The sequence below is a fragment of the Nocardia sp. CDC159 genome (assembly GCF_023740735.1).
GTDB lineage: Bacteria > Actinomycetota > Actinomycetes > Mycobacteriales > Mycobacteriaceae > Nocardia > Nocardia pulmonis.
Window position 1 is genome coordinate 1 of the sequence record NZ_JAMRXH010000012.1, and the last position, 24,667, is coordinate 24,667.

The window sequence follows — 24,667 nt, forward strand, 5'->3', positions numbered from 1 at the left end:
CATCGAAGCCTCCACCGAGTTCGGGGGATGGCAGCGCGGCCGGTGCCGCGATGCGGTTCAATGTCCATACCGCCCGAATGCGCCCCGGTCACGCTGATTGCTGGGGGTATCGTCCAATGACTGTGGTCGCGGCGAAGGGGACGTTCGCGACCACCGCGAAGGGTTCGCGCGGCGGGCGGACGTCGCGAATATCGATGTGGTAGCAGCGGATTCGTGGATCTCCGGCATAGCGGCGAGCGAGCCGCCCGGCGTAGCGGGGGTCCTTCTCGTAGGCCAGCACGCGTCGGCTCGCGGCCAGTAGCCGCCGGGTGAGCACGCCGTCGCCGGGGCCGATCTCGACGACGAGATCGTCGCCGGTCACGCCGGACGAGCGCACGACGCGGTGAACCGCGCCCGCGTCGACGAGGAAATTCTGGGAAAGGATCTTGCGGGTACGCGAAAGCGCGCGGGACATGGGTGTCCTCCGAAGTGGAGCGGCCGAATCGGAAAGAAGTGATTCGCCCGGACCATGCCAATGCGCGTGCGGCCGCGACGAGATTCGTCAGCGGCGGATGAACGACCCGAGGATCAGAACGACGGGTTGGAAGCGGCGGTGCGATGCGCAGGCAGGGTCCAGGCCCCCGCGCGGATCCGCACGAAATATGCGCCGACCGCGCATGCCCCGTTCATCGCTGTACCTGCCACGGTGAGCACCGTAGGCCGTGGCCGCGTGGCCGTCCAGTGAATATCCGCTAGGCGGTGCGGCAGGCGCTGTCCCGAGCGCCGCCGATCACCTCGGCGTAGTGGCCCAGCAGTTCGGTGCAGATCGCGGGCCAGGTGCGGTGCAGCACCGATTTGCGTGCGGCCGTGGCGAATCGGGTGCGCAGCTGCGGATCGCGCAGCGCCGCCACCGCACTGGGCAGCAGTTCCGCGAAGCGATCGACCGGCAGCAGATATCCATTGCGGCAGTGCGCGATCAGATCGCGCGGCCCGCCCGCGTCCGGCCCGATCACCGGCAGCGCCGAGGCCAGTGCCTCCTGGACGCCCTGGCAGAACGTCTCGTGCTCGCCGGGGTGGACCATCACGTCCAGGCTGGCGTAGGCCCGCGCGAGTTCCGCGCCGCCCAGTTCGCCGGTGAAGACCGCCGAGGGCATCAGCTGCGCGAGCCGGGGCCGCTCCGGGCCGTCGCCGACGATCACCAGCTGAATATCCGGATCGTCGGCCAGCGCGGCCAGCCGCTCCACATGCTTCTCCGGCGCGAGCCGCCCCACGAATCCCACGACCAGCCGGTCGTCGGCGCCCCAGGCCGCGCGCAGCTCGGCACTACGGGCCGAGGGGGTGAAGCGGGCGATGTCCACGCCTCGGGCCCACCGGTGCACGCGCGGAATGCCATGCTGGGCAAGATCTTCCGCGGCCGCGCTGGACGGGGCCAGGGTGCGCGCGGCGCGCACGTGGATGCGCCGGGTCCATGCCCACGCCGCCCGGCGCGCCGGACCCAGTCCGTAGCTCTTGGCGAATCCGGCGACATCGGTCTGATAGACCGCCACCGCGGGCAGATCCAGCCGCAGCGCCGCCGCCACCCCGCCCGCGCCCAACAGGAACGGCGAGGCCAGATGCACCACGTCGGCGTCGAATTCGTCGATGGCGGCGGTGATCACCGGCTGCGGCAGCCCGACCGGCAGCGAACTGATCTTGGGCACCATGACCGCGGGCACCCGCACCACGGGGAAGCGGCCGTGCTCGCGCGGCGCGGGCGGCAGTCCGCGAGGGGTGTCGGGCGCGATGATCAGCGCATCGTGGCCGTGGCGGTCGAGGTGGTCGAGCACCTGCAGCACGGAGTTCACCACACCGTTCATATTCGGCAGGAACGACTCCGCGACTATCGCTACACGCACGCTTGCCAGTGTGATCATCGCGCCCCGCCCCGCCGCCACACCGATGTGACACCTGTGCGAAGTTCCGGCGAACACTGGCCTCCGGCCAGGTCCAAGCCCATCAGAAGGCCAGGTCCAAGCCCATGACAAGGCCAGGTCCAAGCCCATGAGAAGGCCAGGTCCAAGCCCATGAGAAGGCCAGGTCCAAGCCCATGAGAAGGCAAGCCAATATGTGGCGGCCAGGTCCACTGAGTGAGGATGGGGCGGAACGCGCTGACTAGGCCACTGGACGGCTCAGCCGCCGCAGCAGCCACAGCACGGGGAGGGCGAGGCCCCAGGCCACGACGATCACCGACAGTGCGGGAATGATCGCCACCCGGGCGTCGCGGCCGGCGACCCGCACCAGATCCGGGTCGCTGCGGCTGTATTCGACGTTGATCCGCTCGCCGGCGGTCAGCTTCGTCGGATACAGCACGCCCACCTTCGGGTTGTGCGTCACCCCGTCGGGAGTGGTGTAGGTGACCGCCGAGCGCAGCCGCCCGGCCGACAACACCTCCGCACTGGTCACACCCTTGTTCGAGCTGATCAGAATGTCGTCGCGCCAGGCCGCCAGCACCAGCAGCACGGCGAGCACGCTGACCGTGGTGGCGGCGATGAGCACGCCGATCCGGGTGCGCCGCAGGCGAATCGGCGGTCCGTCGATCGGGTCCGCACGCCGGTGATCAGACTGCGTGGTTTCCGACACCGCACAAGGCTATTGCATCCTTCGGCTAGCGTGTGCGGGCATGTCCCGAAAATTCAGCTTCACCGTGCCATACAGCGTCCCGGTCGAAGAGCTTCACCGGGCGATCATCGACGACGAACTGTGGCGGGCCCGATTCTCCGCGGCCGAGACCGCCACCCTGGACCTGTCGCATCCGGACGGGCCGGACACCATCCGCATCCACATGACCGAACGGGCCGCGGCCGAGAAGATCCCGTCCATCGTGACCAAGGTGCTCAAGAGCGAACTCGTGCTCGAGCGCACCGACAACTGGGGACCGCTGCAGGGCGATATCGCCCGCGGCACCTTCGCCGGCGCGACCAAGGGCATCAGCACCGATATGGAGGGCACCTACGAGCTGCGGCCCACGGCCGAGGGCTCGGAGATCGAGGTGGCGGGCACCGTGACGGTCAAGGTGCCGATCGTGGGCGGGGCCATCGAGCCACTGGCCGAACAGCTGCAGCACCGCGTGGTGAACAGCGAGCGCAAGTTCATCGAGGAGTGGTTGGCCAAGGCCGACGCATAGTCCCGAAATCCCGGGTCCCGGCCGAGGCCGCCCTCGGCCGGGCAACCCGTTTCACTGGTTGGGCTGGTTGGGGTCGCAGACGTCCTCGCCCGACCAGTCCGTGGTCTTCGGGTCGAACTCCCGCTGTTCCACCAGAACCAGCCAGTTTCCGGAGTTGTCCCGCATCACCGCCTCCACGCCGTAGGGGCGCTCCGAGGGCGGCTGCACGAATTCCACGCCCTTGGCGGTCAGCTCCTCGTACGCCTTCTGACAGTCGTCGGTGCGCAGCCCGAGCGCGCCGTGGGTCCCGTTGGCCAGCGCGCGGCGGATGGCCTCGGCCAGATTGTCGTCCAGCGGCGGGCCCGGAACCATCAGCGCGACCCCCAGCTCGGGATGGTCGGGCTGGGCCACCGTCACCCAACGGAAACCGTTCTCGCCCATGGTCACGTCGGCGGTCTCCACGAAGCCCAGCTTGTCGATGTACCACTGCTTGGCCTCGGATTGATCGGTCACATACACGGTGACCAGCGAAATGTTTGTGATCGTTGCCATGCGATCAGGCTATGGCCGCTGCCGCATCGTCCGCTTCTTCAAAATTGCGGACCTCGCTCGGTCATTCGCGTTTGCGGTCGGACAGCCCGTGCATGAACACGTAGCAGCCCGGGATGTGCGGCACGCCCTCCGCCGCGAACTTCGCCTGGTACGCCGACGGCGACATGCCCACCAGCTCGGTGAACTTGCGGCTGAACGACCCCAGGCTGGTGTACCCCACCAGCATGCACGCCTCGGTGACCGTGACATTGGTCGCACGCAGCAGATCCTGCGCCCGCTCGATCCGCCGCTCGGCCAGATACAGCGCGGGCGTCTTGCCGTAGGTCGCGGCGAAACAGCGCAGGAAGTGATACTTCGACACCCCGGCCGCGGCGGCCAGGCCGTCCAGATCCAGCGGTTCGGCGTAGTGGCGGTCGGCCAGGTCCCGCGCCCGGCGCAGATGCGGGAGCAGATCCTCGGGGACCGATCGCGCGTCCATTACGTGAACGGCTCCAGCTCGTCCAGGCGCATGGAGGCCCGGCCCGCCGTCCGCCACGCCCGCGCCACCAGATCGCTGTCCTCCTCGGTGACCAGATTGCCCATCACCCGAACCGCCGTGTGCTGCAGGAACTTCGACCGCATCACCGGCGGTCCGCCGATCGGCACCATGCGCGGATGGGTTGCCAGCGCCGCGATCCGGCGCGCCACCGAGAACGTGCGGCCGTAGCGGGCGCGCAGCAGATCCGGCCAGAGGGTGGTCAGATCCGGCTCGTCGAGCAGTGCGGCCAGCAGATGGCCGCCCTCGAGCCCGTAGTCGATACCCTCACCGTTGAGCGGATTCACGCAGCCCGCCGCATCGCCGACCAGCGCCCAGTTGCGGCCGCTCACATTCGACACCGCACCGCCCATGGGCAGTAGCGCCGAGGCCACCGCGCGAGTCTCGCCCTCGAACTCCCATTCCGCGCGGCGTAGCGAGACATAGTGCTGCAGCAGGGGTTTCAACGCGACGTGCGAGGGCCGCCGCTCGGTGGCCAGCGAACCGACCCCGATATTGACCTCGCCGTTGCCGAGCGGGAACACCCAGCCGTAACCGGGCACCAAGGCGCCCTCGGCGTCGCGCAGTTCCAGATGCGAGGTGATCCACTCGTCGTCACTGCGACCGGAGCGGATGTACGCGCGCGCCGCGACGCCGTAGGCGTACTGCCGATGCCAGGTGCGGCCCAACAGCTTTCCGACCGGCGAGCGCACCCCGTCGGCGACGATCAGGACGCGGCAGCCGATCTCGCGCGTGCCCGCGTCGGTGCGCACGGTGACCCCCGTGACCCGGTCGCCGCTGCGGGCCACGTCCACCACCCGAGCGTCGTCGACCATGCGCGCACCCCACTTCACCGCCGTCTCGCGCAGTTTGTCGTCGAGTTCGGTGCGGGGCACGGCACTTCCGTAGGCCGGGAACGAGCCGTCGGGCCAGCGCAGCAGCGCCTCGCGGCCGAATCCGGTCATCCGCAGGCCGCGATTGACGGTATGCGCGCGCACCCATTCGCCCAGGCCCAGATGTTCCAGCTCGGCGGTGGCGCGCGGGGTCAGCCCGTCGCCGCAGGTCTTGTCGCGCGGGAACGTCGCCGAGTCCACGAGCAGCACATCGCGCCCGGATCGGGCGACCCACGCCGCGGCGGCCGAACCGGCCGGACCCGCGCCGACCACCAGCACGTCGGCATGGTCGGGCAGCGATTCGACGGTGCGATCGCGGGCGGACGTGGGATCCGGTGCAACCATGGGGTCAATACTTCCAGCACCCCCCGACAGGTGTCGTGCGGTGTCTGATTTCTCCCACAGTGACGGTGTTCATGGGGGTTCGGCATCCGACACGCTAGGTTCTTCGGTGTGGGGACGGACGCGGCGTTGGGAGACGAGATGAGTGCATCGGCTGTGCGCGATGAGAGCACCGTGGTCGCCGGGGTGGACTTGGGCGACCCCGAGCTCGCGGCGACGGTGCGCAACGGACTGGACGAGGTCGAGAAACTACTGATCAGCGAGCTGTCCGACGGGGAGGAGTTCCTGCAGGAGGCCGCGCTGCACCTGGCCAAGGCCGGGGGTAAGCGATTCCGCCCGCTGTTCACCATCCTCACCGGACAGCTGGGGCCGCGCCCGACCGATCCGGATCTGATCACCGCGGGCACGGTCGTCGAGCTGGTCCACCTGGCCACCCTCTACCACGACGACGTGATGGACGAGGCGCCCATGCGGCGCGGCGCGCCCAGCGTGAACTCCCGCTGGGGCAACAGCATTGCCATCCTCGCCGGTGACTACCTGTTCGCCCACGCCTCCCGCCTGGTGTCCACGCTGGGACCCGACGCGGTGCGCGTGATCGCCGAGACGTTCGCCGAACTGGTCACCGGACAGATGCGGGAAACCATGGGGGCCAAGCAATCCCAGGATCCCGTGGAGCACTACCTGCGGGTGGTCTGGGAGAAGACCGGCTCGCTCATCGCGGCCGCGGGCCGCTTCGGCGGCACCTTCTCCGGTGCGGATCTCGACCACATCGAGCGGCTGGCCCGCCTCGGCGACGCGGTCGGCACGGCATTCCAGATCTCCGACGACATCATCGACATCTCCTCGGTCTCCGAGCAGTCCGGTAAGACCCCGGGCACCGACCTGCGCGAGGGTGTGCACACCCTGCCGGTGCTGTACGCGCTGCGCGACGAGGGCGCCGAGGGCGACCGCCTGCGCAAGCTGCTGGCCCGCCCGCTCGAATCCGACGACGAGGTGGTTGAGGCGCTGGAACTGCTGTCCCGCTCGCGCGGCATGGTGCTGGCCAAGGAGAAACTGCAGGGCTACGCCGACCTGGCCCACGCCGAACTCTCGGCCCTGCCCGCGGGCCCGGCCAACGAGGCCCTGGAGCGCCTGGTCCGCTACACCATCGAACGCGTGGGTTGATCCGAAGGCGGCCGGGAATTTCCGGTAATGTCACAGTTCAATCTGGAACTCGTTCTCAGCTCCTATCGTTGACCTGGTGTAACGCACATCTAGGGCCGGACGGCGTGGAGAGGCGGACATGCACGGACATGGTTACGCGAACGGGTTGAAGACCTTCGGGTTGATGGTCGGTTTGTCGGCGTTGATCGTCGTCGCCGGGGCGATGTTCCGTAGCCCGACCATCCTGCTGATCGCGATCCTGATCGCCGTGGGCATGAACGCCTACGCGTATTTCAACAGCGACAAGCTGGCGCTGCGGGCGATGCACGCCCAGCCGGTCTCCGAGCTGGAGGCCCCGGTCATGTACAAGATCGTGCGGGAGCTGGCGACCACGGCGCGCCAGCCCATGCCGCGGCTCTACATCAGCCCGACCAATGCCCCCAACGCGTTCGCCACCGGGCGCAATCCCCGGCATGCGGCGGTCTGCTGCACCAGCGGCATCCTGCAGATCCTCGACGAGCGGGAGTTGCGCGCGGTGCTCGGCCACGAACTGTCGCACGTGTACAACCGCGACATCCTGATCTCGTCGGTCGCGGGCGCGCTGGCCGCGGTCATCTCCGGTCTGGCCAATCTCGCCTTCTTCGCGGGCGCGTTCGGTGGTGGCAATCGCGACGGTGAGGGGCCCAACATCATTGGCGTGCTGCTGGTTTCGCTGTTGGGGCCGATCGCCGCCTCGCTGATCAAACTGGCCGTGTCCCGCTCGCGCGAGTATCAGGCCGACCAGGACGGGGCCGCGCTCACCGGCGACCCCCTGGCCCTGGCCTCGGCGCTGCGCAAGCTGGAGAGCGGCACCCAGGCCGCCCCGCTGCCGCCCGAACCGCAGCTGACCGCCCAGTCTCACCTGATGATCGCCAACCCGTTCCGCAACGGCGACCGGATGGCCCGCTGGTTCTCCACCCACCCGCCCATGGCGGATCGGATCGCCCGGCTGGAGCAGATGGCGGGCGGGCCGCGGAACTACCGGTAGTTCACGAACTGCAGCGCGGCATCGAAATCGCTGCTTTTCAGCAGCGCGATGACCGCCTGTAGATCGTCGCGCTTCTTACCGCTGACCCGCAGCTCGTCGCCCTGGATCTGGGCCTTGACGCCCTTGGGGCCCTCGTCGCGGATCTTCTTGGAGATCTTCTTGGCGGTCTCGGGCGAGATGCCCTCCTTGACCGTCCCTGTGATTTTGTACACCTTGCCGGATGCCTGCGGCTCCCCGGCCTCGAAGGCCTTGAGCGAGATGTCGCGGCGGATCAGCTTCTCCTTGAACACCTCCAGCGCGGCCTTGACGCGGTCCTCCGACTCGGCCGTCAGCACGATCTTCTCCGTCCCGGACCATTCGATGCTCGCGCCGGTGCCGCGGAAGTCGTAGCGGGTGTTCAGCTCCTTGACCGTCTGGTTGAGGGCGTTGTCGACCTCCTGACGATCGACCTTGCTCACGACATCGAATGACGAATCGGCCACACTGTGCTCCTGTCTCACGGGCTCGAGGTTCGTAGCAGAATTTCTACCCCGACCGACCGACGCTAGTCGCCCGGCGCGCGGGAGTCGATCCGGGCACACGGGCTCCTATCGGGCGCTGGCCAGCCGGTTTGCGTCAACAACCGGTACTCGTTGTATTCTCGTCAGCGCGCTGCAACGGCGCGACCTGGCGGATTGCCCGAGCGGCCAAAGGGAGCTGACTGTAAATCAGCCGCGCAAGCTACGGAGGTTCGAATCCTTCATCCGCCACACCAGGCCCCCGCGGAAGAGCGCCGCGGGGGTCGTTTCGTTTACCCGCCTCCCGCAGTCGTTCGCCCCGGCGAGGCCCGCCGACTCTGGCTCGGCCGTCCAAAACGCCCTCTGACCACACGGTTTGGAGCAGGGGCGGGTGTGTGTGTAACCTCGTTCAAGGCTTCGGCGCCCCGGGTGCGAGAGATCGCCACGCGGAGCGCCAGTAGTCATGCCCCCTTAGCTCAGTCGGCAGAGCGTTTCCATGGTAAGGAAAAGGTCAACGGTTCGATTCCGTTAGGGGGCTCGCCGGATTGCCGGTGGTGACCCAACTCGGCACTCCATGGGCCGGGCGGCGACTCCACCGCAATGCCGTGTGATGGCGGTGTAGCTCAGGTGGTAGAGCAAACGACTCATAATCGTTGTGTCGCCGGTTCGAGTCCGGCCATCGCTACCCATACTGATTACAACCCTAGGTTGACCGGAAAGAAGGCATAATCGTGGCCGCGAAGTCCACCGATGTCCGGCCAAAGATCACCTTGGCCTGCGAGCAGTGCAAGCACCGCAACTACATCACCAAGAAGAACCGGCGTAACGACCCGGACCGCCTCGAGCTGAAGAAGTTCTGCCCGAACTGCGGCACCCACCGGGCGCACCGCGAATCTCGCTAACTTCACCACGCGTGCGAGCTGCCGCGTAGGTAATGTGCCGGAGCAGGTTTCCACCCGCTCCGGCACTTGGTGTAAGTGCGGTAGTGAGCGCTCCGCCGACTCCGGTAGCGGGGTCAGATAGGGATCAGCCTTCCGTGACAATCAACACCGGTACCGAGGTCGAGATCGATACCACCGCCGAGGATTTCGACCCGGCGGCGCATGCCGCGGCCATGGTCGGCCACCACTACCGCGTGGACGACTACTACGAGGTCGGCCGGGAAAAGGTGCGCGAGTACGCGCGCGCGGTGCAGGACTACCACCCGCTGCACTGGGACGAGGACGCCGCCCAGGAGTACGGTTACGACGGGCTGCTCGCGCCGCTGACCTTCATCTCCCTGGTCGGAATCCTGGCGCAGAGCAAGCTTTTCGAGAAGGTCGTCACCGGCTACGACCTGAGTCAGATCATGCAGGCCGACCAGACCCTCGAGTTCCATCGCCCGATCAGGGTCGGCGACCGGCTCGTCTGCGATGTCTACCTGCACTCCTTCCGGCAGGCCCCGGGCGGCGCCGACATGATCGTCACCAAGAACATCGTCACCTCCCGCGACGAACTGGTCCTCACCACCTACACCACGCTGGCGGGGCGCAGCGGTGCGGACATCGATCCGAATCTGCGGGATATCGCGCGCAATGTGCTGATGCAGGGCGGTATGTCGACCCCCGAGCATCGCCCGCGCACGCTGCCGCTGGTGACCGAGACCGACATTCCGGTCCCGACGGTGCCGCGGATCGAACCGAGCAAGCGCGCGCTGCGTTTCGAGGACGTGTCCGAGGGCGACGAGCTGCCGCCGCGGATCGTTCAGCTCACCCGCGGTGATCTGGTGAACTACGCCGGGGTCTCCGGCGATCCGAATCCGATCCACTGGAGCGACGAGGTCGTCAAGCGCGTCGGGCTGGACAATGTGGTTGCCCACGGCATGCTGACCATGGGCCTGGGCGGCGGCTTCGTGACCTCGTGGCTGGGTGATCCGGGCGCGGTCAAGGAGTACAACGTCCGCTTCACGAGCATGGTGTACGTGCCCGCCGACGCACCCGCCGAGATCGAATACTCCGGCAAGGTGAAGTCGGTGGATCCCGAGACCCGCACGGCCGTGGTCGCGATCACGGCAAAGTCGGAGGGGCGCAGGATCTTCGGGCGGGCGACCGCGACTGTGCAGTTGTCTTGACGACCCAGCGCAGCTGTCCTGACAGGCCGATTGGCAATCCGACGGGGCCGTAACGTACACTCGGGTTTCTGGGGTCGCCAGTCGCTGCGCGCTGCTCTGTTAGGGGCGGCGCGCGTATTGTGTGGCTCCCGGAACACAACTGAATAGATACTGGTGCTGGATAACCAACAGACATCCAGCCGAAGGGGCGTAGCTCAATTGGCAGAGCAGCGGTCTCCAAAACCGCAGGTTGCAGGTTCAAGTCCTGTCGCCCCTGCACTGGATGCCAGCGACGAGAGGAATCGACGTGAGCGACGAGCGGGACAATCGCCACGGCGCACATGCGACCGATGACGATGGCACCGCGGTGGCTCGGCCGAGTGGCAAGCGGTCGGCTCGGCGGGCTCGGACCTCGTCGGCCGACACCGGTTCGATCGCCACGATCGATCGGAACGGTAGCGCTCGTACCGATGCGGCATCCCGGAAGACCAAGCCGGTCGACAAGAAGAATGCCGGTGGCGGTGCGGGTAATCCGCTCAAGCGCCTGGTGAAGTTCCTCCGCGAGGTGATCGCGGAACTGCGCAAGGTGATCTGGCCCAACCGCAAGCAGATGGTCACCTATACGAGCGTGGTGTTGGTGTTCGTGGTCTTCATGGTCGCGTTCATCTCCGGGTTGGATCTGGCGTTCATCAAGGGTGTCAACTGGCTGTTCGGCTAGCTGACCGTCGGCGCCGGTCTCCGTCCGTGCTCGATTCGGGCGGTGCCATCCGCCGGATTCCGGATCCGGCACGCAGAGGAAGTTAGTGACGACACAGGAAGCGAGTGCCCAGTGAGCTCCCCGGAGAACGGCACATACGAAGAGTTCCCGGTCGAGGACGCGGTGGAAGAGCCCACCGCCGACGCGGCCGTCGAGGACTCCGCGCCGACCGCGGAGCCCGCCGACGCACCCTCCGATCCGGTCGCGGAGATGAAGGCCGCGCTGCGGCGCGCCCCCGGCGACTGGTACGTCGTGCACTCCTACGCTGGTTACGAGAACAAGGTGAAGGCCAATCTCGAGACCCGCGTGCAGAACCTGGGCCTCGAGGACTACATCTTCCAGGTCGAGGTGCCGACCGAGCAGGTCACCGAGATCAAGAACGGCCAGCGCAAGAACGTGCAGCGCAAGGTGCTGCCGGGCTACATCCTGGTTCGCATGGACCTCAACGACGAGTCGTGGGGCGCGGTGCGCAACACCCCCGGCGTCACCGGCTTCGTCGGCGCCACCTCGCGTCCCTCGCCGCTGTCCATCGACGACGTGGTGAAGTTCCTGGTGCCGGCCGATCAGCAGCAGAAGAAGCCCGCGGCCGCCGCGGCTGCCACCGCCGCCTCCGAGACCGCCACCGAGGTCGCCCCCAAGCCGACCATCGAGGTCGACTTCGAGGTCGGCGAGTCGGTCACCGTCATGGACGGCCCGTTCGCGACGCTGCCGGCCAGCATCTCCGAGGTCAACGCCGAGCAGCAGAAGCTCAAGGTGCTCGTCTCGATCTTCGGTCGCGAGACTCCGGTCGAATTGGCGTTCACACAGGTCGCCAAGATTTAGTCGCGTCAGGGCGGTGGCCCGGTTCGCTCATCCGGGCCGGTGTCACCGCCTTTTTCGCGTTCGCTTAAACTTGACGGGTTGTGCCTGCGCCCATCCTTGACTGTCGCCAAGCGGGCCGGGCGCAAGTCCGGAGAAGGCTTACGGGAATCCGTAAGGAACCTAAACCAAGGAAGAAAGATGCCCCCCAAGAAGAAGAAGGTCGCTGGGCTCATCAAGCTCCAGATCCAGGCCGGCCAGGCGAACCCCGCCCCGCCGGTGGGTCCCGCGCTCGGCCAGCACGGCGTCAACATCATGGAGTTCTGCAAGGCGTACAACGCCGCGACCGAGTCGCAGCGTGGCAACGTCATCCCGGTCGAGATCACGGTCTACGAGGACCGCTCGTTCGACTTCAAGCTGAAGACTCCGCCCGCCGCCAAGCTGCTGCTCAAGGCCGCCGGTGTGCAGAAGGGTTCGGCCGAGCCGCACCGCAACAAGGTCGCCCAGGTCACCATGGACCAGATCCGCGAGATCGCCAAGACCAAGCAGGAAGACCTGAACGCCAACGACATCGACGCCGCCGCGAAGATCATCGCCGGTACCGCTCGCTCGATGGGTATCACCGTCGCCGAGTAAGGGTTCGACCCTTGTGGGAGGGACGGCCAGTCCCGCACCACATCTGACTGAGACAAGGACAGAGAAACATGGCAAAACGAAGCAAGGCTTATCTCGAGGCGGCCGCGAAGGTCGACAAGGATCAGCTGTACTCCCCGCTGGCCGCCACCAAGCTGGCCAAGGAGACCTCCACCAAGAAGACCGACGCCACCGTCGAGGTCGCCATCCGTCTCGGTGTCGACCCGCGCAAGGCCGATCAGATGGTCCGCGGCACCGTGAACCTGCCGCACGGCACCGGTAAGACCGCCCGCGTCATCGTGTTCGCGGCGGGCGAGAAGGCCGCCGAGGCCGAGGCCGCCGGTGCGGACGCCGTGGGCGCCGAGGATCTGATCGCGCGCATCCAGGACGGCTGGCTGGACTTCGACGCCGCGATCGCCACCCCGGACCAGATGGCCAAGGTCGGCCGCATCGCGCGCGTGCTGGGCCCCCGCGGCCTGATGCCGAACCCGAAGACCGGCACCGTCACCACCGATGTGACCAAGGCCGTCAACGACATCAAGGGCGGCAAGATCAACTTCCGTGTCGACAAGCAGGCCAACCTTCACTTCGTGATCGGCAAGGCCTCCTTCGACGAGAAGAAGCTGGTGGAGAACTACGGCGCCGCCCTCGAGGAGGTCCTGCGCCTCAAGCCCTCGACCGCGAAGGGCCGCTACCTCAAGAAGGTGACGATTTCGACGAACACCGGCCCGGGCATCCCGGTGGACCCGAACCGCACCCGCAACCTCACCGAAGAGGAAGCGTAAGTAGCAAGCCTCGAAGGGCCGGTACGAATTTCGTACCGGCCCTTCGTGTTCCGGACCCACAGCGGCGTAGGTCACCCCGTTTTTGCAGATGGGGCACCCTTCCGCTATCCTGAACAACGGTCGTCGGCCAGTTCGGCGATCACCCCCAAATCGTTCTACCGAAGACCGTTGGTCGCTGCCCTCGGGCAGTCGAAGGTCCGGCGATATTGCTGGCGGCCCACGCAGGCGGAACCGAGGTCGGGAAATCTGCGCGAGCCTGCTCGCGTGTGTTTTCTTGTGCGCCCCGGGATGCCCTGCGTCCGGGGCGTTTGCTTTGTCGCCGGGCAGTCTCCTCCGGGATTCGGTAGTTCATCGAGACACCGACCATCCAGAGAGGAGGCGAAGTATGGCAAAGACCTGGAAGGTCGAGGCGGTCGAGGAGATCACCGAGCAGTTCAAGGGCGCTACCGCCACCGTGGTCACGGAGTACCGTGGCCTGTCGGTCGGCAAGCTCACCGAACTGCGTCGGGCCCTGGGTGCGAATGCCACCTACTCCGTCGCCAAGAACACCCTGGTCAAGCGTGCCGCCGCCGAGGCGGGCGTGGAAGGCCTGGATGACTTGTTCGTCGGTCCGACCGCGATCACCTTCATCACGGGTGAGCCGGTCGAGGCCGCGAAGGCGCTGAAGACCTTCGCCAAGGACAACAAGGCCCTGATCATCAAGGGCGGCTACATGGACGGCGCGCCGCTGTCCGTGTCCGAGGTCGAGCGCATTGCCGACCTGGAGTCCCGCGAGGTGCTGCTGGCCAAGCTGGCCGGCGCCATGAAGGGCAACCTGCACAAGGCGGCCGGGCTGTTCGCCGCGCCCGCCGGTCAGGTCGCTCGCCTGTTCGCTGCGCTCGAGGAAAAGAAGCGCAACGAGGGTGGGGCCGCCGAGGCTCCGGCCGCGGACGCCGAATAAGTCGAAATACCAACACTTTTCCCGTCCCCGCGGGATGAAGCCTCATATCGAAAGGAAACACAATGGCCAACGTTGACGAGCTGCTCGAGACCATCGGTGGAATGACCCTGCTCGAGCTGTCGGACTTCGTCAAGAAGTTCGAGGAGAAGTTCGAGGTCACCGCCGCCGCGCCGGTCGCCGTCGCCGCCGTTGCCGGCCCGGGTGCCGCCCCGGCCGAGGCCGCCGAGGAGCAGGACGAGTTCGACGTCATCCTCGAGGGTGCCGGCGACAAGAAGATCCAGGTCATCAAGGTGGTCCGCGAGATCGTCTCCGGCCTGGGCCTGAAGGAGGCCAAGGACCTCGTCGAGGGTGCTCCGAAGCCGATCCTGGAGAAGGTCGCCAAGGAGGCCGCCGAGGCTGCCAAGGCGAAGCTGGAAGAGGCCGGCGCGAAGGTCTCCGTCAAGTAATTTGCAGTAATGCACTGCTCGAAAAGGGCGGCTCCGTAAAGGGGCCGCCCTTTTTGTTGTTCCTTGAACAAACTTTCTACTCACGAGTCAGGTAGGGTGTGCCGTGCCAGCGGCATGCGATACAGTTGCCGGACCCAGTGTGATGCGCCACACCGGCGCTGGAATTTGCCCTGTGGTGCGGGCGGTTGGGCGCTCGTCGAAGAAATTGTTGGAGGTAGGCGTGGGCGTCGAGGTCAGGACCGAGGGTGTCACCAAGTCTTTCGGTTCCCAGCGAATTTGGCAGGATGTCACTCTGACCCTGCCCCCGGGGGAAGTCAGCGCGCTGCTCGGCCCGTCCGGTACCGGTAAGTCCGTCTTCCTCAAGTCGCTGATCGGCCTGTTGCGCCCCGAGCGTGGCCACATCTACATCGACGGCCGCGACATCACCACCTGCTCCAACAAGGAGCTCTACGAGATCCGCAAGTTGTTCGGCGTGCTGTTCCAGGACGGCGCGCTGTTCGGCTCGATGAATCTGTTCGACAACGTGGCCTTCCCGCTGCGCGAGCACACCAAGAAGAGCGAATCCGACATCAAGAAGATCGTCATGGAGAAGCTCGAGCTCACCGGTCTGCTGGGCGCGGAGAACAAGCTGCCGGGCGAGATCTCCGGCGGTATGCGCAAGCGTGCCGGGCTGGCCCGCGCGCTGGTGCTCGATCCGCAGATCATCCTCGTCGACGAGCCCGACTCCGGTCTGGACCCGGTCCGCACCACCTACCTGTCGCAGCTGCTGATCGATATCAACGCCCAGATCGACGCCACGATCCTGATCGTCACCCACAACATCAATCTGGCCCGGACGGTGCCCGACAATATCGGCATGCTGTTCCGCCGCCAGCTGGTCATGTTCGGTCCGCGCGAGGTGCTGCTCACCTCGGAGGAGCCGGTGGTCAAGCAGTTCCTCAACGGCCGCATGATCGGCCCGATCGGCATGTCCGAGGAGAAGGACGAGGCCCAGATGGCGCGCGAGCAGGCGCTCGCCGACGCCGGTCACTACGACAACGGCACCGACGAGATCGAGGGCATCGTTCCGCAGATGAAGGCCACGCCGGGCATGCCGGTGCGCCAGGCCGTCGAGCGCCGCCGCAGCCGGGTCCTCGAGATCATGCACACACTGCCGCATGCGGCGCAGGTGGCGATCCGTGAATCCATGGAACAGAACGGCGATACACAAGTGCTGCCCGCCTATACCGGCAATGCCCCGGAATACCAGGGCGGCGCGTATGACACCACCGTGCGCCACAACACAACCAACGGGTAACATCCAAGATCGTGAATCAAACCCTGGCACGGCTGCGCACTCCGGTCGAGTCGGGTTTTGCACAGGCCGGTAATATCTTCGCGCTATTACTCGACGTCGCGCGCAAGACATTTCGACGGCCTTTCCAGTGGCGTGAGTTCGTCGAACAGTCGTGGTTCATTGCGAGTGTTTCGATACTTCCCGCGGCACTGGTGGCAATCCCGTTCGGCGCCGTGGTGGCGTTGCAGACCGGTTCACTCATCAAGCAGTTGGGCGCCGAGGCTTTCACCGGCGCGACCAGCGTGCTGGCAACCGTCCAGCAGGCCGCGCCGGTCGTCACGGCGCTCATCATCGCGGGGGCCGCGGGTTCGGCCGTCGCCGCGGATCTGGGCTCGCGCACCATCCGCGAGGAGATCGACGCGATGGAGGTCCTCGGCATCGATCCCGTGCAGCGGCTGGTCGTGCCGCGCGTGCTCGGCATGATGCTGGTGGCCCTGCTGCTCAACGGTCTGGTGTCGGTCGTCGGCATCTGCGGCGGCTATTTCTTCAACGTGCTGCTGCAGGGCGGCACCCCGGGTGCGTATCTGGCCTCGTTCTCGGCGCTGGCCCAGCTGCCCGACCTGTGGATCGGCGAGCTCAAGGCGCTGATCTTCGGTCTGATCGCGGGCGTCATCGCCTCCTACAAGGGCCTGAATCCGAAGGGCGGCCCGAAAGGAGTGGGTGACGCGGTGAATCAGTCCGTGGTGATCACCTTCCTGGTGCTCTTCTTCGTCAACCTGATCCTGACGTTGGTGTACCTGCAGATCGTCCCGGCCAAGGGATCCTGACCATGGTTGTCGCACAGCGTTCTCCCGCCCTGCGCCGCCTCGGCAACGTGCTGCGCACGCCGGTCGGCGTCATCGACCGCGCGGGCGACCAGATGTCGTTCTACTCCAAGGCCATCGCCTGGATCCCGCGCACGATCGTGCACTTCCGCAAGGAGGTCATGCGGCTGCTGGCCGAGGTGACCTTCGGCTCCGGCGCGCTCGCGGTCATCGGCGGCACGATCGGCGTGGTCGTGATGATGTCGGCCTCGGTGGGTGTGGTGGTCGGCCTGCAGGGTTTCAAGGCCCTGGACGCGCTGGGAAGTTCGGTGCTCACCGGCTTCCTGACCGGCTACATCAACACCCGTGAGCTGGCCCCGCTGGTGGCGGCGCTGGCGCTGTCGGCGACGGTCGGCTGTGGCTTCACCGCGCAGCTCGGCGCGATGCGGATCTCGGAGGAGATCGACGCGCTCGAGGTGATGGCGGTGCCCGGCGTGCCGTTCCTGGTGACCACCCGCGTCATCGCGGGCTTCGTGGCGGTGATCCCGCTCTACATCGTCGGCCTGCTGGGCACATTCCTGGCATCCCGGCAGATCAGCGTGTGGTTCAACGGGCAGTCCACCGGCTCCTACGACCACTATTTCAGTTTGTTCCTGCCACCGGAGGACGTGCTCTATTCGTTCCTCAAGGTGCTCGTCTTCGCATTCGTGATCATCTTGATCCACTGCTATTACGGATACACCGCGACCGGCGGCCCGGCCGGTGTCGGCGTGGCCGTGGGCCGCGCGGTGCGTGCTTCGATCGTTCTGATCAATATTCTCGATTTCTTTCTCAGCCTTGCCATTTGGGGCACCACGACGACGGTTCGGGTGGCCGGATGAGCGAGAGCAGGGTGCAGATGTGGCGGGCCACCGAGAAATTGCGCAAGCGCACTCTCGGCGTGCTGTTCTTCGTCGTGATGGCGCTGTTCCTGTACACCACGATCGCCATCTACAACAAGGTGTGGGTGAAGGTGGTCCGGGTCGACCTGATCACCGACAGCGTCGGAAACGCGTTGACCCGCAACGCGGATGTGAAGGTCCGCGGCGTGAATGTCGGCCAGGTCCGCTCCAGCGAATCCGCTGGCGGCAAGGTGACCCTGCATCTGGCACTGAATCCGGATCAGGCCGACGAGATTCCGGCCAATGTGACCGCGCGGCTGCTGCCCAAGACGCTGTTCGGCGAGCGCTACGTCGAACTGGTGTGGCCCGAGCAGCCGAACGGCCAGACCCTGCGGGCCGGAATGACGCTGCAGCAGGACGCCAGCGGTAACGCGGTCGAGGTCAGCCAGCTGCTCGACAGCGTATTGCCGCTGCTGCAGGCGATTCCGCCGCAGTATCTGGCCTCCACCCTGGGCGCGCTGTCGCAGGCGCTCGGCGGCCAGGGCGACGAGCTGGGCAGCACCATCGACCGCCTGGACACCATCTTCCGCGACCTGAACGGCGTACTGCCCACGATCCAGGACGATCTGCGCAGCTTCGCCACCGTGGCCGACACCTACTCCGACGCGCTGCCGCAGCTGGTGGAGACCTTCGACAATCTGCGCACCACCAATGCCACGATCGTGCAGCAGCGTTCACAGATCGACACTTTGTACTCGGTGCTGACCCCGACTTCGTCGCATACCGCCGACTTCCTGGTCGCCAACCGCGACAACATCATCGATCTCGCGGCCGATTCGCGGGAGGCGCTGGAACTGCTGGCCACCTACTCGCCCAGCTACGCCTGCACGATGAGAAACTTCGCGCAGCTGGCTCCGCGCATCACCAAGATCTTCGGTCCCGGCACCGGCATGCCGGGCGTGCGGACCAATGTCCAGTTCGTCAATCCGCGCGGCCGCTATCTGCCCAACCAGGACGAGCCGCGCTGGCTGGACACCCGCGGGCCGGTGTGCCTGCCCGAGGCGCCGCTGGGCACCGATCTCGGTCAGTACCCGACCGGCCCCTTCAACGACGGTTCCTATCCGGTTCCGAGCCGCAAGCCCGGCGATCAGAACGCCGGGCAGCTGCCGCCCGCACAGTTCTCGGTCTACGGATCCGGCGTCCCGACCCTGGCCGGATCCCCGGCCGAACAGCGGGCCGTGGGCGCGGTGGTGGGCGCCGCCAACGGCGTCTCGCCGGAGGAGGTGCCCGGCTGGATCAGCCGGATCGCCGCGCCCGCCCTGCGCGGTAGCGAGGTGAGCGTGCGATGAACGGAGCGCTGCGCGGCCTGGGCGGGCCGCTGACCAAACTGCTGATCTTCGTCGCGGTGACGCTGTTCGCGACCGCGGTGCTGGGCCTGACCATCGCCAACTACACCGGCGGCGGTAAGCAGTTCAAGGCCCGCTTCTCCGATGTCACCGCGCTGAATCCGGGCGACGAGATCCGCATCGCCGGAGTGCGCGTCGGCAAGGTCACCAAGGTGTCCGTGGTGGACCGCAACCAGGCCGAGGTCGGCTTCGAACTGAACGACCGCGACTGGCTGCCCGCCTCGACCACCGCCACCATCCGGTACCGCAATCTGGTCGGGCAGCGCTATATCGCGCTCGAACAGGGCAGCGGTGAGCAGGGTCGAAAGCTCAATCCCGGCGGCACGATTCCGCTCGAGCGCACCCGCCCGGCGCTGAATCTGACCACGCTGTTCAACGGCTTCCGGCCACTGTTTCAGACGCTGTCGGCCGAGGACGTGAACAAGCTGTCCTACGAGATCATCCAGGTCTTCCAGGGCGAGGCGGGCACCATCACCGAACTGGTGCGCAATACCGCGAGCCTCACGAACAAGATCGCCGACAAGGATCAGGTGATCGGCGAGATCGTGAAGAATCTCAATGCCGTTCTGGCGGCGGTCAATTCGCGCGACGGCCAGCTCAACGACCTGATCGTCAATACCGAGGCGCTGGTCAGCGGGCTCAACGCCGAGCGTGGCACGATCGGCTCCGCGGTGCAGTCGCTGGGCAGCCTGGCCTCGGCCACCTCGGATCTGCTGGTGCCGGTCCGTCCGACGCTGCAGGGTTCCATCGCGGGCCTGAATCAGCTGACCGGCGAACTGAATTCGCGTCGCGACGAGGTGAATCAGGCGCTGGCGAATCTGCCGGTGAAGATGGAGAAGCTGGGTCGGGTGGGCAGTTACGGCTCGTGGTTCCAGTTCTATCTGTGCGGCATCGACATCATCGCCGGGCCGGGCGATCCGCAGAAGACGCCGGATCTGAACGTGCCCGCCGGGCTGCCGACGATCAACCAGCCGATCTACACCAACCCCGCGCCGCGTTGCCACGGGAAGGGTGGTCGCTGATGGACGATCGTCTGCTGCTGGGCAAGCGCAGTCCCGCGTTCATGGGCGGACTGGGCCTGTTCCTGGTCCTGCTGGTCACGGCCTCGGCGTTCTCCCTGGACAAGTTGCCGATCATCGGCGCGGGTACCAAGTACACCGCGGAGTTCGCCGAGGCGGCCGGACTGAAGAAGGGCAACGAGGTCCGCATCGCCGGGGTGAAGGTCGGAGACGTCTCCGGCGTGCGGCTCGACGGCGATCGGGTGCTCGTCGACTTCCGGACCAAGGACGCCTGGATCGGCGATCAGACCACCGCGTCCATCCAGATCAAGACCCTGCTCGGGCAGAAGTATCTGGCACTGGATCCCAAAGGTACGAAGGCGGCGAATCCGGAGACGCGAATCCCGCTGTCGCGCACGGTCTCCCCCTACGACGTGGTGGACGCGTTCAGCGATGCCGCCGAGCAGATCGAGCAGACCGACACCGCCCAACTGGCCACCAGTTTCCGGGTGCTGTCGGAGGCGTTCTCCGGCACCCCGCCGGAGATTCGGGGCTCGATCGAAGGCGTGGCGCGGCTGTCGGAGACGCTGGCCAAGCGCGACGAGCAGCTGAAACAGCTGTTCGCGGCCACCAACAAGACGACCAAGGTGCTCGCCGACCGCAACGCCCAATTCGAGCGTCTGCTGGCCAACGGCGGTCAGCTGCTGACCGAGCTCAACATTCGCCAGCGGGCCATCCAGCAGTTGCTGACCGGCGCCAAATCGGTTGCCGCCGAGCTGACCGCGCTGGTGCACGACAACGAGCAGCAGATCGGCCCGGCGCTCACCAACCTGAAGAAGTCGATCGATCTGCTCAACGACAACCAGCAGAACATCTCCAGGACGCTGACCCTGGCCGCGCCGTTCTACAACATCTACGCCAACGTGCTGGGCACCGGCCGCTGGTTCGACGCGGTCATCGTCAACCTGACCCCGCCGGCGCTGCCGGAGATCCCCGGTGACCGCCCGCCGGTCCGGAACCTGGGAGGCAACTGATGGAAGCCGCTCGTCGGGATCCGCTGACCGCGCTGCGCGAATCCAGCCGCGGCACCAAGATTCTCATCAGCCTGGGTACCGCCGCCGCGGTGGTGCTCGCGGGCGTGCTGTGGTGGCTGTTCGATCAGTTCAACACCACCAAGATCACCGCCTACTTCGACAAGTCCGTCGGCATCTACGAGGGTTCGGACGTGCGTATCCTCGGGGTGCCGGTGGGCTCGGTCGATTCGGTGGAGCCGATCGGTGACCAGGTCAAGGTCACCATGCACGTCGACCGCGAATACGACATCCCGGCCGATGCCAAGGCCGCCCAGATCACTCCCTCGGTGGTGTCGGACCGGTTCATCCAGCTCACCCCGGTCTACCGGGGCGGGCCGAAGATGGATCGCAACGCGACGATTCCCAAGGAGCGCACCGCGACTCCGGTGGAGGTGGACCGGCTCTACCGGAGCATTTCGGAACTGTCGCAGGCGCTGGGGCCCGACGGTGCCAACAAGGACGGCGCGGTCAACGAGCTGGTGCGCACCTCGGCGGCGAATCTGGCCGGCAACGGTGACGCGCTGGCCAACAGCTTCGCGCAGCTGTCGCATGCGGCGCGGTACCTGTCCGACGCCCGCGGCGACATCTTCGACACCATCAAGAACCTGCAGGTCTTCGTCCGCACGCTGGCCGAGAACGACGAACAGGTGCGACAATTCAACGCGCAGCTGGCCGATTTGGCGGGTTTCCTCGCGGGCGAGCGGCACGATCTCGGCCAGGCGTTGAATCTGCTGTCGGTGGCGCTGGGCGATGTCGCGCGGTTCATCGACGACAACCGGGATCTGGTAGCCGAGAACGCCGATGCGCTGACCAGGCTCACCCAGACGCTGGCCGATCAGCGGGACGATCTGGCGCGGGTGCTGCCGGTGATCCCGGTGGCGCTGAGCAACCTGATCAACGCGCACAACGGTGAGACCGGAACCCTGGACATGCGCCCGAACTTCCCGGATCTGCAGGATCCATTCGGCGTGCTGTGCAAGATGCTGGACCTGAGCCAGCTGCGGCCGGGCGACCCGAAGTTCGACGCCATCGGGCGGCAGCTGCGGCCGATTCTGGATCACTGCAAGGAGATCACCGACCAGATCACCGCGGGGGTGAAGACACCGACGCTGATGCTGCCGTTCGGCATCCTCTCCGGCGACAACCAGCAGCGCGCCCCCGTCCCCGGCACCGTGCCCGGCACGCCGTCGGATCGGCAGCCGCCCTCGCAGCAGGAGGGTGGTCAGCGATGAGCCGGACGATGCGAACCCTGGCCGCCGCAGCCGTGCTGGGTCTGTCGACCGCGCTGGTGACCTCGTGCGCCTCCGACGGGATCTACAGCATTCCGCTGCCCGGCGGCGCGAACACCGGTGAGCACCCGCTGCACGTCGACATCCGCTTCGACGATGTGCTCGACCTGGTACCGCAGTCGGCGGTGAAGGTGGAGGGCGTGCCCGTGGGGCGGGTGGACAAGATCGACGTCGCGCCCGACGGCTGGACCGCGAGTGTGCACACGGTGATCAACTCGTCGGTGCGACTGCCCGCCAACGCGCGCGCCGAGGTGAAGCAGTCCAATCTGCTCGGCGAGAAGTTCATCGAATTGTCCCCGCCCGCACAGGATCCCGCGCCCGAGCGACTCGTCGACGGCGCGGTCATCCCGGTTGATCGGACCCGGCACGCCACCGAGGTCGAGCAGGTTCTGGGCGCGTTGTCGCTGCTGCTCAACGGCGGCGGCGTGGCGCAACTGCAGCCGGTCGTGGTGGAACTGAACAAGGCGCTGTCCGGTCGCGAGGACAAGGTGCGTTCGCTGCTGGAACAGGCGAACACGCTCATCGGCGGGCTCGACAAGCAGATCGATGACATCCAGCGGGCGTTGGACGGCCTGGGCACGCTGTCGAGCCGGGTCGGCCAGCAGACCGAGCAGATCGGCAAGATTCTCGACGAATTGCCCGCGGGCATCAAGATTCTCGACGAGCAGCGGCCGCAGCTGATCGAGCTGCTGAAGCAGCTGGATCGGGTGGGCCAGGCCGGTATGGATGTGCTGGACCGCTCCAAGGACAACCTGATCCGGGATCTGACCGCGCTGCGGCCGACGCTGCAGGAGCTGGGCCGTTCGGCCCCGGACCTGGTGACCGCGTTCCCGCTCATTCCGACCTATCCGTTCCCCGACGAGTCGATCCATGCCGCGATCGGCGGGCAGGTGAACACCTTCCTGTCGGTGGATCTGCAGATCGCCGACACACTGAAGAATCTCGGTGTGGGCCAGCCGAATCCGGTGTTCGTCCAGACCAATCCGCCGATCAACGTCGACCCGGCCAACCCGTACTACAACGGCAACGGTCCGCGCCCGGGCTGGCCGACGATCTCGCTGCTGCCACTGCCCCCTGCGGTGGTGCCGCCGCCGCCCGCGCCGAACAATCCGATCGGGGCGATTCTCGACCAATTGGGAGTGGGTGGTCCGCGATGAGCAAACTCGTGCGCTACCAGCTCATCGCGTTCGGCCTGATCGCGGTGCTCGGCGTGGTGTTCGTGGGCGCCAAGTACATTCATGTGGATCACATGCTCGGCTTCGGCCAGTACGAGGTCACGGTCAAGGCCAAGGAGACCGGCAATCTGTCCAAGGGCGCCGAGGTCACCTACCGCGGCGTTCCGGTCGGCCGGGTGGACGGCATGGACATCACGCCCGAGGGTGTGGTGATCCGTCTGGAACTGGACTCGGGTAAGCCCAAGGTTCCGGCCAGCGCGCATGCCGTGGTGGCCAACCGGTCTGCGATCGGCGAGCAGTACGTCGACCTGCAGCCGAGCACCTCGGGCGGACCGTATCTGCACGACGGCTCGGTCATCGATGGCGCGCAGACGCCGATCCGGGTCGAGAATCTGCTGGCCGATGTCAACCATTTCGCGACGACGACCGATCTGCGGGCGCTGTCGACGACGGTCACCGAGCTCGGCAAGGCCTTCGACGGGCAGGGCGACAATCTGCGCATCCTGGTCGATTCGCTGAACAAGTTCAGCCAAACCGGGGTGGAGTCGTTGCAACCGACCATCGATCTGATCAACGACGCCAAGACCGTGCTGGCCACGCAGGCCGATCAGTCCAGCGCGATCCGGCAGTTCAGCGATGGCCTGGACAAGCTCAGCCTGCAACTGAAGGCCAATGATCCCGACCTGCGGCGGCTGATCGGCACCGGCACCGACGCGGGCAATTCGATCGACGCGCTGCTGCGGCAGAGCGCCGATCCGCTGACCCGGGATCTGGCGAATCTGCGGCTGCTGACCCTGTCCATCTCGCCGGAGTACTACGCGCTGAAGCCGCTGCTGCAGATGCTGCCGATTCTGTCGTGGGGCGGCTCGGCCACCGCGCCGGGCGATGGCACCACCCACTTCGGCCTGGTGCTCGAGACCAACAACCCGCCCGCGTGCACGCAGGGCTACGAGGGCACCAAGCGCCTCCTCGCCGAGATGAAGGCGCAGAACCCGGACTTCGACGACACGCGCGACGATTTCCCGCTCAACCTGGACGCGCAGTGCACCGTGCCCTTCGGCAATCCGACCGCAGTCCGCGGCGGCGCGCGGGCCGAACTGGCCGATCCGAGCATCCACCAGCCGTGGGACGACAAGCCCAAAACCGACCCGGACCGGCTGGACCTTTCTCCGGTGGCCGTGCAGCTGGCGACCCTCATGGGGGTGACCCCGAAACGGTGAGTGACGACG

Annotated in this window: 27 protein-coding genes and 4 tRNA genes; 24 read left to right on the forward strand and 7 right to left on the reverse strand. The window is 66.7% G+C overall.

The features are described from left to right. Positions 1 to 88: 88 nt before the first annotated feature. From NDR87_RS24195 to NDR87_RS24205, 3 genes are all read right to left on the reverse strand, one after another. Positions 89 to 454 (reverse strand): rRNA adenine N-6-methyltransferase family protein, encoded by a 366-nt coding sequence (locus NDR87_RS24195; protein WP_251912926.1) that lies wholly within the window; start codon positions 452 to 454, stop codon positions 89 to 91. A 277-nt stretch (positions 455 to 731) separates the two neighbouring features. Further along, the gene (locus NDR87_RS24200) at positions 732 to 1,874 is read right to left on the reverse strand and encodes a glycosyltransferase family 1 protein (RefSeq protein ID WP_251912928.1); all 1,143 of its coding nucleotides are present in this window, start codon (positions 1,872 to 1,874) and stop codon (positions 732 to 734) included. Positions 1,875 to 2,130: 256 nt separating this feature from the next. After that, positions 2,131 to 2,541, reverse strand: coding sequence for a DUF3592 domain-containing protein (locus NDR87_RS24205; protein ID WP_372494181.1), 411 nt, complete (start codon positions 2,539 to 2,541; stop codon positions 2,131 to 2,133). Positions 2,542 to 2,638: 97 nt separating this feature from the next. Between NDR87_RS24205 and NDR87_RS24210 the strand changes: the two genes are divergently transcribed. Beyond that, positions 2,639 to 3,142, forward strand: a complete 504-nt coding sequence (locus NDR87_RS24210; RefSeq protein ID WP_251912930.1) for a DUF2505 domain-containing protein — start codon at positions 2,639 to 2,641, stop codon at positions 3,140 to 3,142. A 51-nt stretch (positions 3,143 to 3,193) separates the two neighbouring features. Here the strand turns inward: NDR87_RS24210 and NDR87_RS24215 are convergent, their stop codons facing one another. The 3 genes from NDR87_RS24215 to NDR87_RS24225 all read right to left on the reverse strand — a co-directional run bounded on the left by NDR87_RS24215 (position 3,194) and on the right by NDR87_RS24225 (position 5,425). Further along, complete coding sequence (locus NDR87_RS24215; RefSeq protein ID WP_251912931.1) at positions 3,194 to 3,673, reverse strand: VOC family protein; 480 nt, start codon at positions 3,671 to 3,673, stop codon at positions 3,194 to 3,196. Positions 3,674 to 3,734: 61 nt separating this feature from the next. Continuing rightward, positions 3,735 to 4,151 (reverse strand): helix-turn-helix transcriptional regulator, encoded by a 417-nt coding sequence (locus NDR87_RS24220; RefSeq protein WP_251912932.1) that lies wholly within the window; start codon positions 4,149 to 4,151, stop codon positions 3,735 to 3,737. After that, the gene (locus tag NDR87_RS24225; protein ID WP_251912933.1) at positions 4,151 to 5,425 is read right to left on the reverse strand and encodes a geranylgeranyl reductase family protein; all 1,275 of its coding nucleotides are present in this window, start codon (positions 5,423 to 5,425) and stop codon (positions 4,151 to 4,153) included. Before NDR87_RS24225 ends, NDR87_RS24220 begins: the two co-directional genes overlap by 1 nt. 138 nt (positions 5,426 to 5,563) lie before the next feature. Between NDR87_RS24225 and NDR87_RS24230 the strand changes: the two genes are divergently transcribed. Then, positions 5,564 to 6,586, forward strand: coding sequence for a polyprenyl synthetase family protein (locus NDR87_RS24230; RefSeq protein ID WP_286014006.1), 1,023 nt, complete (start codon positions 5,564 to 5,566; stop codon positions 6,584 to 6,586). Between the two features lie 118 nt (positions 6,587 to 6,704). Then, positions 6,705 to 7,592: a zinc metalloprotease HtpX gene (gene htpX / locus NDR87_RS24235; protein ID WP_251912934.1), complete on the forward strand. Its 888-nt coding sequence runs from the start codon at positions 6,705 to 6,707 to the stop codon at positions 7,590 to 7,592. Here htpX and NDR87_RS24240 read toward each other — a convergent pair. Further along, entirely contained in the window at positions 7,583 to 8,074 is a 492-nt protein-coding gene (locus NDR87_RS24240; RefSeq protein WP_251912935.1) for a YajQ family cyclic di-GMP-binding protein, read from the reverse strand. The genes htpX and NDR87_RS24240 overlap by 10 nt on opposite strands. 186 nt (positions 8,075 to 8,260) lie before the next feature. Here NDR87_RS24240 and NDR87_RS24245 point away from each other — a divergent pair. The 21 genes from NDR87_RS24245 (at position 8,261) to NDR87_RS24345 (ending at position 24,658) form a co-directional block, all read left to right on the forward strand. Next, a tRNA-Tyr gene (locus NDR87_RS24245) sits at positions 8,261 to 8,341 on the forward strand. Positions 8,342 to 8,554: 213 nt separating this feature from the next. Next, positions 8,555 to 8,627 (forward strand) — tRNA-Thr (locus NDR87_RS24250). A 74-nt stretch (positions 8,628 to 8,701) separates the two neighbouring features. After that, positions 8,702 to 8,774: transfer RNA gene (locus NDR87_RS24255), tRNA-Met, on the forward strand. Positions 8,775 to 8,820: 46 nt separating this feature from the next. Next, on the forward strand, positions 8,821 to 8,991 hold the full coding sequence (gene rpmG / locus NDR87_RS24260) for a 50S ribosomal protein L33 (RefSeq protein ID WP_011211653.1): 171 nt from the start codon (positions 8,821 to 8,823) through the stop codon (positions 8,989 to 8,991). A gap of 140 nt (positions 8,992 to 9,131) precedes the next feature. Beyond that, on the forward strand, positions 9,132 to 10,199 hold the full coding sequence (locus NDR87_RS24265) for a fused (3R)-hydroxyacyl-ACP dehydratase subunits HadA/HadB (protein ID WP_251913255.1): 1,068 nt from the start codon (positions 9,132 to 9,134) through the stop codon (positions 10,197 to 10,199). 183 nt (positions 10,200 to 10,382) lie between these two features. Next, positions 10,383 to 10,455, forward strand: a tRNA-Trp gene (locus NDR87_RS24270). Between the two features lie 30 nt (positions 10,456 to 10,485). Beyond that, the gene (secE, locus tag NDR87_RS24275; protein WP_251912937.1) at positions 10,486 to 10,896 is read left to right on the forward strand and encodes a preprotein translocase subunit SecE; all 411 of its coding nucleotides are present in this window, start codon (positions 10,486 to 10,488) and stop codon (positions 10,894 to 10,896) included. A 111-nt stretch (positions 10,897 to 11,007) separates the two neighbouring features. Then, positions 11,008 to 11,757, forward strand: a complete 750-nt coding sequence (gene nusG, locus NDR87_RS24280) for a transcription termination/antitermination protein NusG (protein ID WP_251912938.1) — start codon at positions 11,008 to 11,010, stop codon at positions 11,755 to 11,757. Between the two features lie 177 nt (positions 11,758 to 11,934). After that, positions 11,935 to 12,369 (forward strand): 50S ribosomal protein L11, encoded by a 435-nt coding sequence (gene rplK / locus NDR87_RS24285; RefSeq protein WP_195113532.1) that lies wholly within the window; start codon positions 11,935 to 11,937, stop codon positions 12,367 to 12,369. Between the two features lie 68 nt (positions 12,370 to 12,437). Continuing rightward, positions 12,438 to 13,151 (forward strand): 50S ribosomal protein L1, encoded by a 714-nt coding sequence (gene rplA, locus NDR87_RS24290; protein ID WP_251912939.1) that lies wholly within the window; start codon positions 12,438 to 12,440, stop codon positions 13,149 to 13,151. A gap of 385 nt (positions 13,152 to 13,536) precedes the next feature. Beyond that, positions 13,537 to 14,091: a 50S ribosomal protein L10 gene (gene rplJ / locus NDR87_RS24295; protein WP_251912940.1), complete on the forward strand. Its 555-nt coding sequence runs from the start codon at positions 13,537 to 13,539 to the stop codon at positions 14,089 to 14,091. A 62-nt stretch (positions 14,092 to 14,153) separates the two neighbouring features. Further along, positions 14,154 to 14,537 (forward strand): 50S ribosomal protein L7/L12, encoded by a 384-nt coding sequence (gene rplL, locus NDR87_RS24300; RefSeq protein WP_251912942.1) that lies wholly within the window; start codon positions 14,154 to 14,156, stop codon positions 14,535 to 14,537. 220 nt (positions 14,538 to 14,757) lie between these two features. Beyond that, entirely contained in the window at positions 14,758 to 15,834 is a 1,077-nt protein-coding gene (locus NDR87_RS24305) for an ABC transporter ATP-binding protein (protein ID WP_251912943.1), read from the forward strand. Between the two features lie 11 nt (positions 15,835 to 15,845). Continuing rightward, positions 15,846 to 16,640, forward strand: a complete 795-nt coding sequence (locus NDR87_RS24310) for an ABC transporter permease (protein WP_251912944.1) — start codon at positions 15,846 to 15,848, stop codon at positions 16,638 to 16,640. A 2-nt stretch (positions 16,641 to 16,642) separates the two neighbouring features. After that, positions 16,643 to 17,497, forward strand: coding sequence for an ABC transporter permease (locus NDR87_RS24315; RefSeq protein ID WP_251912945.1), 855 nt, complete (start codon positions 16,643 to 16,645; stop codon positions 17,495 to 17,497). 17 nt (positions 17,498 to 17,514) lie between these two features. Continuing rightward, positions 17,515 to 18,846 carry an MCE family protein gene (locus tag NDR87_RS24320; RefSeq protein ID WP_372494182.1) on the forward strand — a complete coding sequence of 444 codons (1,332 nt, stop codon included), beginning with the start codon at positions 17,515 to 17,517 and terminating at the stop codon, positions 18,844 to 18,846. After that, a complete protein-coding gene (locus NDR87_RS24325; RefSeq protein WP_251912947.1) occupies positions 18,843 to 19,925 on the forward strand; it encodes an MCE family protein in 1,083 nt (360 codons plus the stop codon). Before NDR87_RS24320 ends, NDR87_RS24325 begins: the two co-directional genes overlap by 4 nt. Further along, positions 19,925 to 20,935, forward strand: a complete 1,011-nt coding sequence (locus tag NDR87_RS24330) for an MCE family protein (protein WP_251912948.1) — start codon at positions 19,925 to 19,927, stop codon at positions 20,933 to 20,935. The genes NDR87_RS24325 and NDR87_RS24330 overlap by 1 nt, the downstream gene beginning before the upstream one ends. Continuing rightward, complete coding sequence (locus tag NDR87_RS24335; RefSeq protein ID WP_251912950.1) at positions 20,935 to 22,206, forward strand: MCE family protein; 1,272 nt, start codon at positions 20,935 to 20,937, stop codon at positions 22,204 to 22,206. The genes NDR87_RS24330 and NDR87_RS24335 overlap by 1 nt, the downstream gene beginning before the upstream one ends. Further along, positions 22,203 to 23,420 (forward strand): MCE family protein, encoded by a 1,218-nt coding sequence (locus NDR87_RS24340; protein WP_251912952.1) that lies wholly within the window; start codon positions 22,203 to 22,205, stop codon positions 23,418 to 23,420. Before NDR87_RS24335 ends, NDR87_RS24340 begins: the two co-directional genes overlap by 4 nt. Further along, positions 23,417 to 24,658 (forward strand): MCE family protein, encoded by a 1,242-nt coding sequence (locus tag NDR87_RS24345; RefSeq protein ID WP_251912953.1) that lies wholly within the window; start codon positions 23,417 to 23,419, stop codon positions 24,656 to 24,658. Before NDR87_RS24340 ends, NDR87_RS24345 begins: the two co-directional genes overlap by 4 nt. The last annotated feature ends 9 nt before the right edge of the window (positions 24,659 to 24,667 follow it).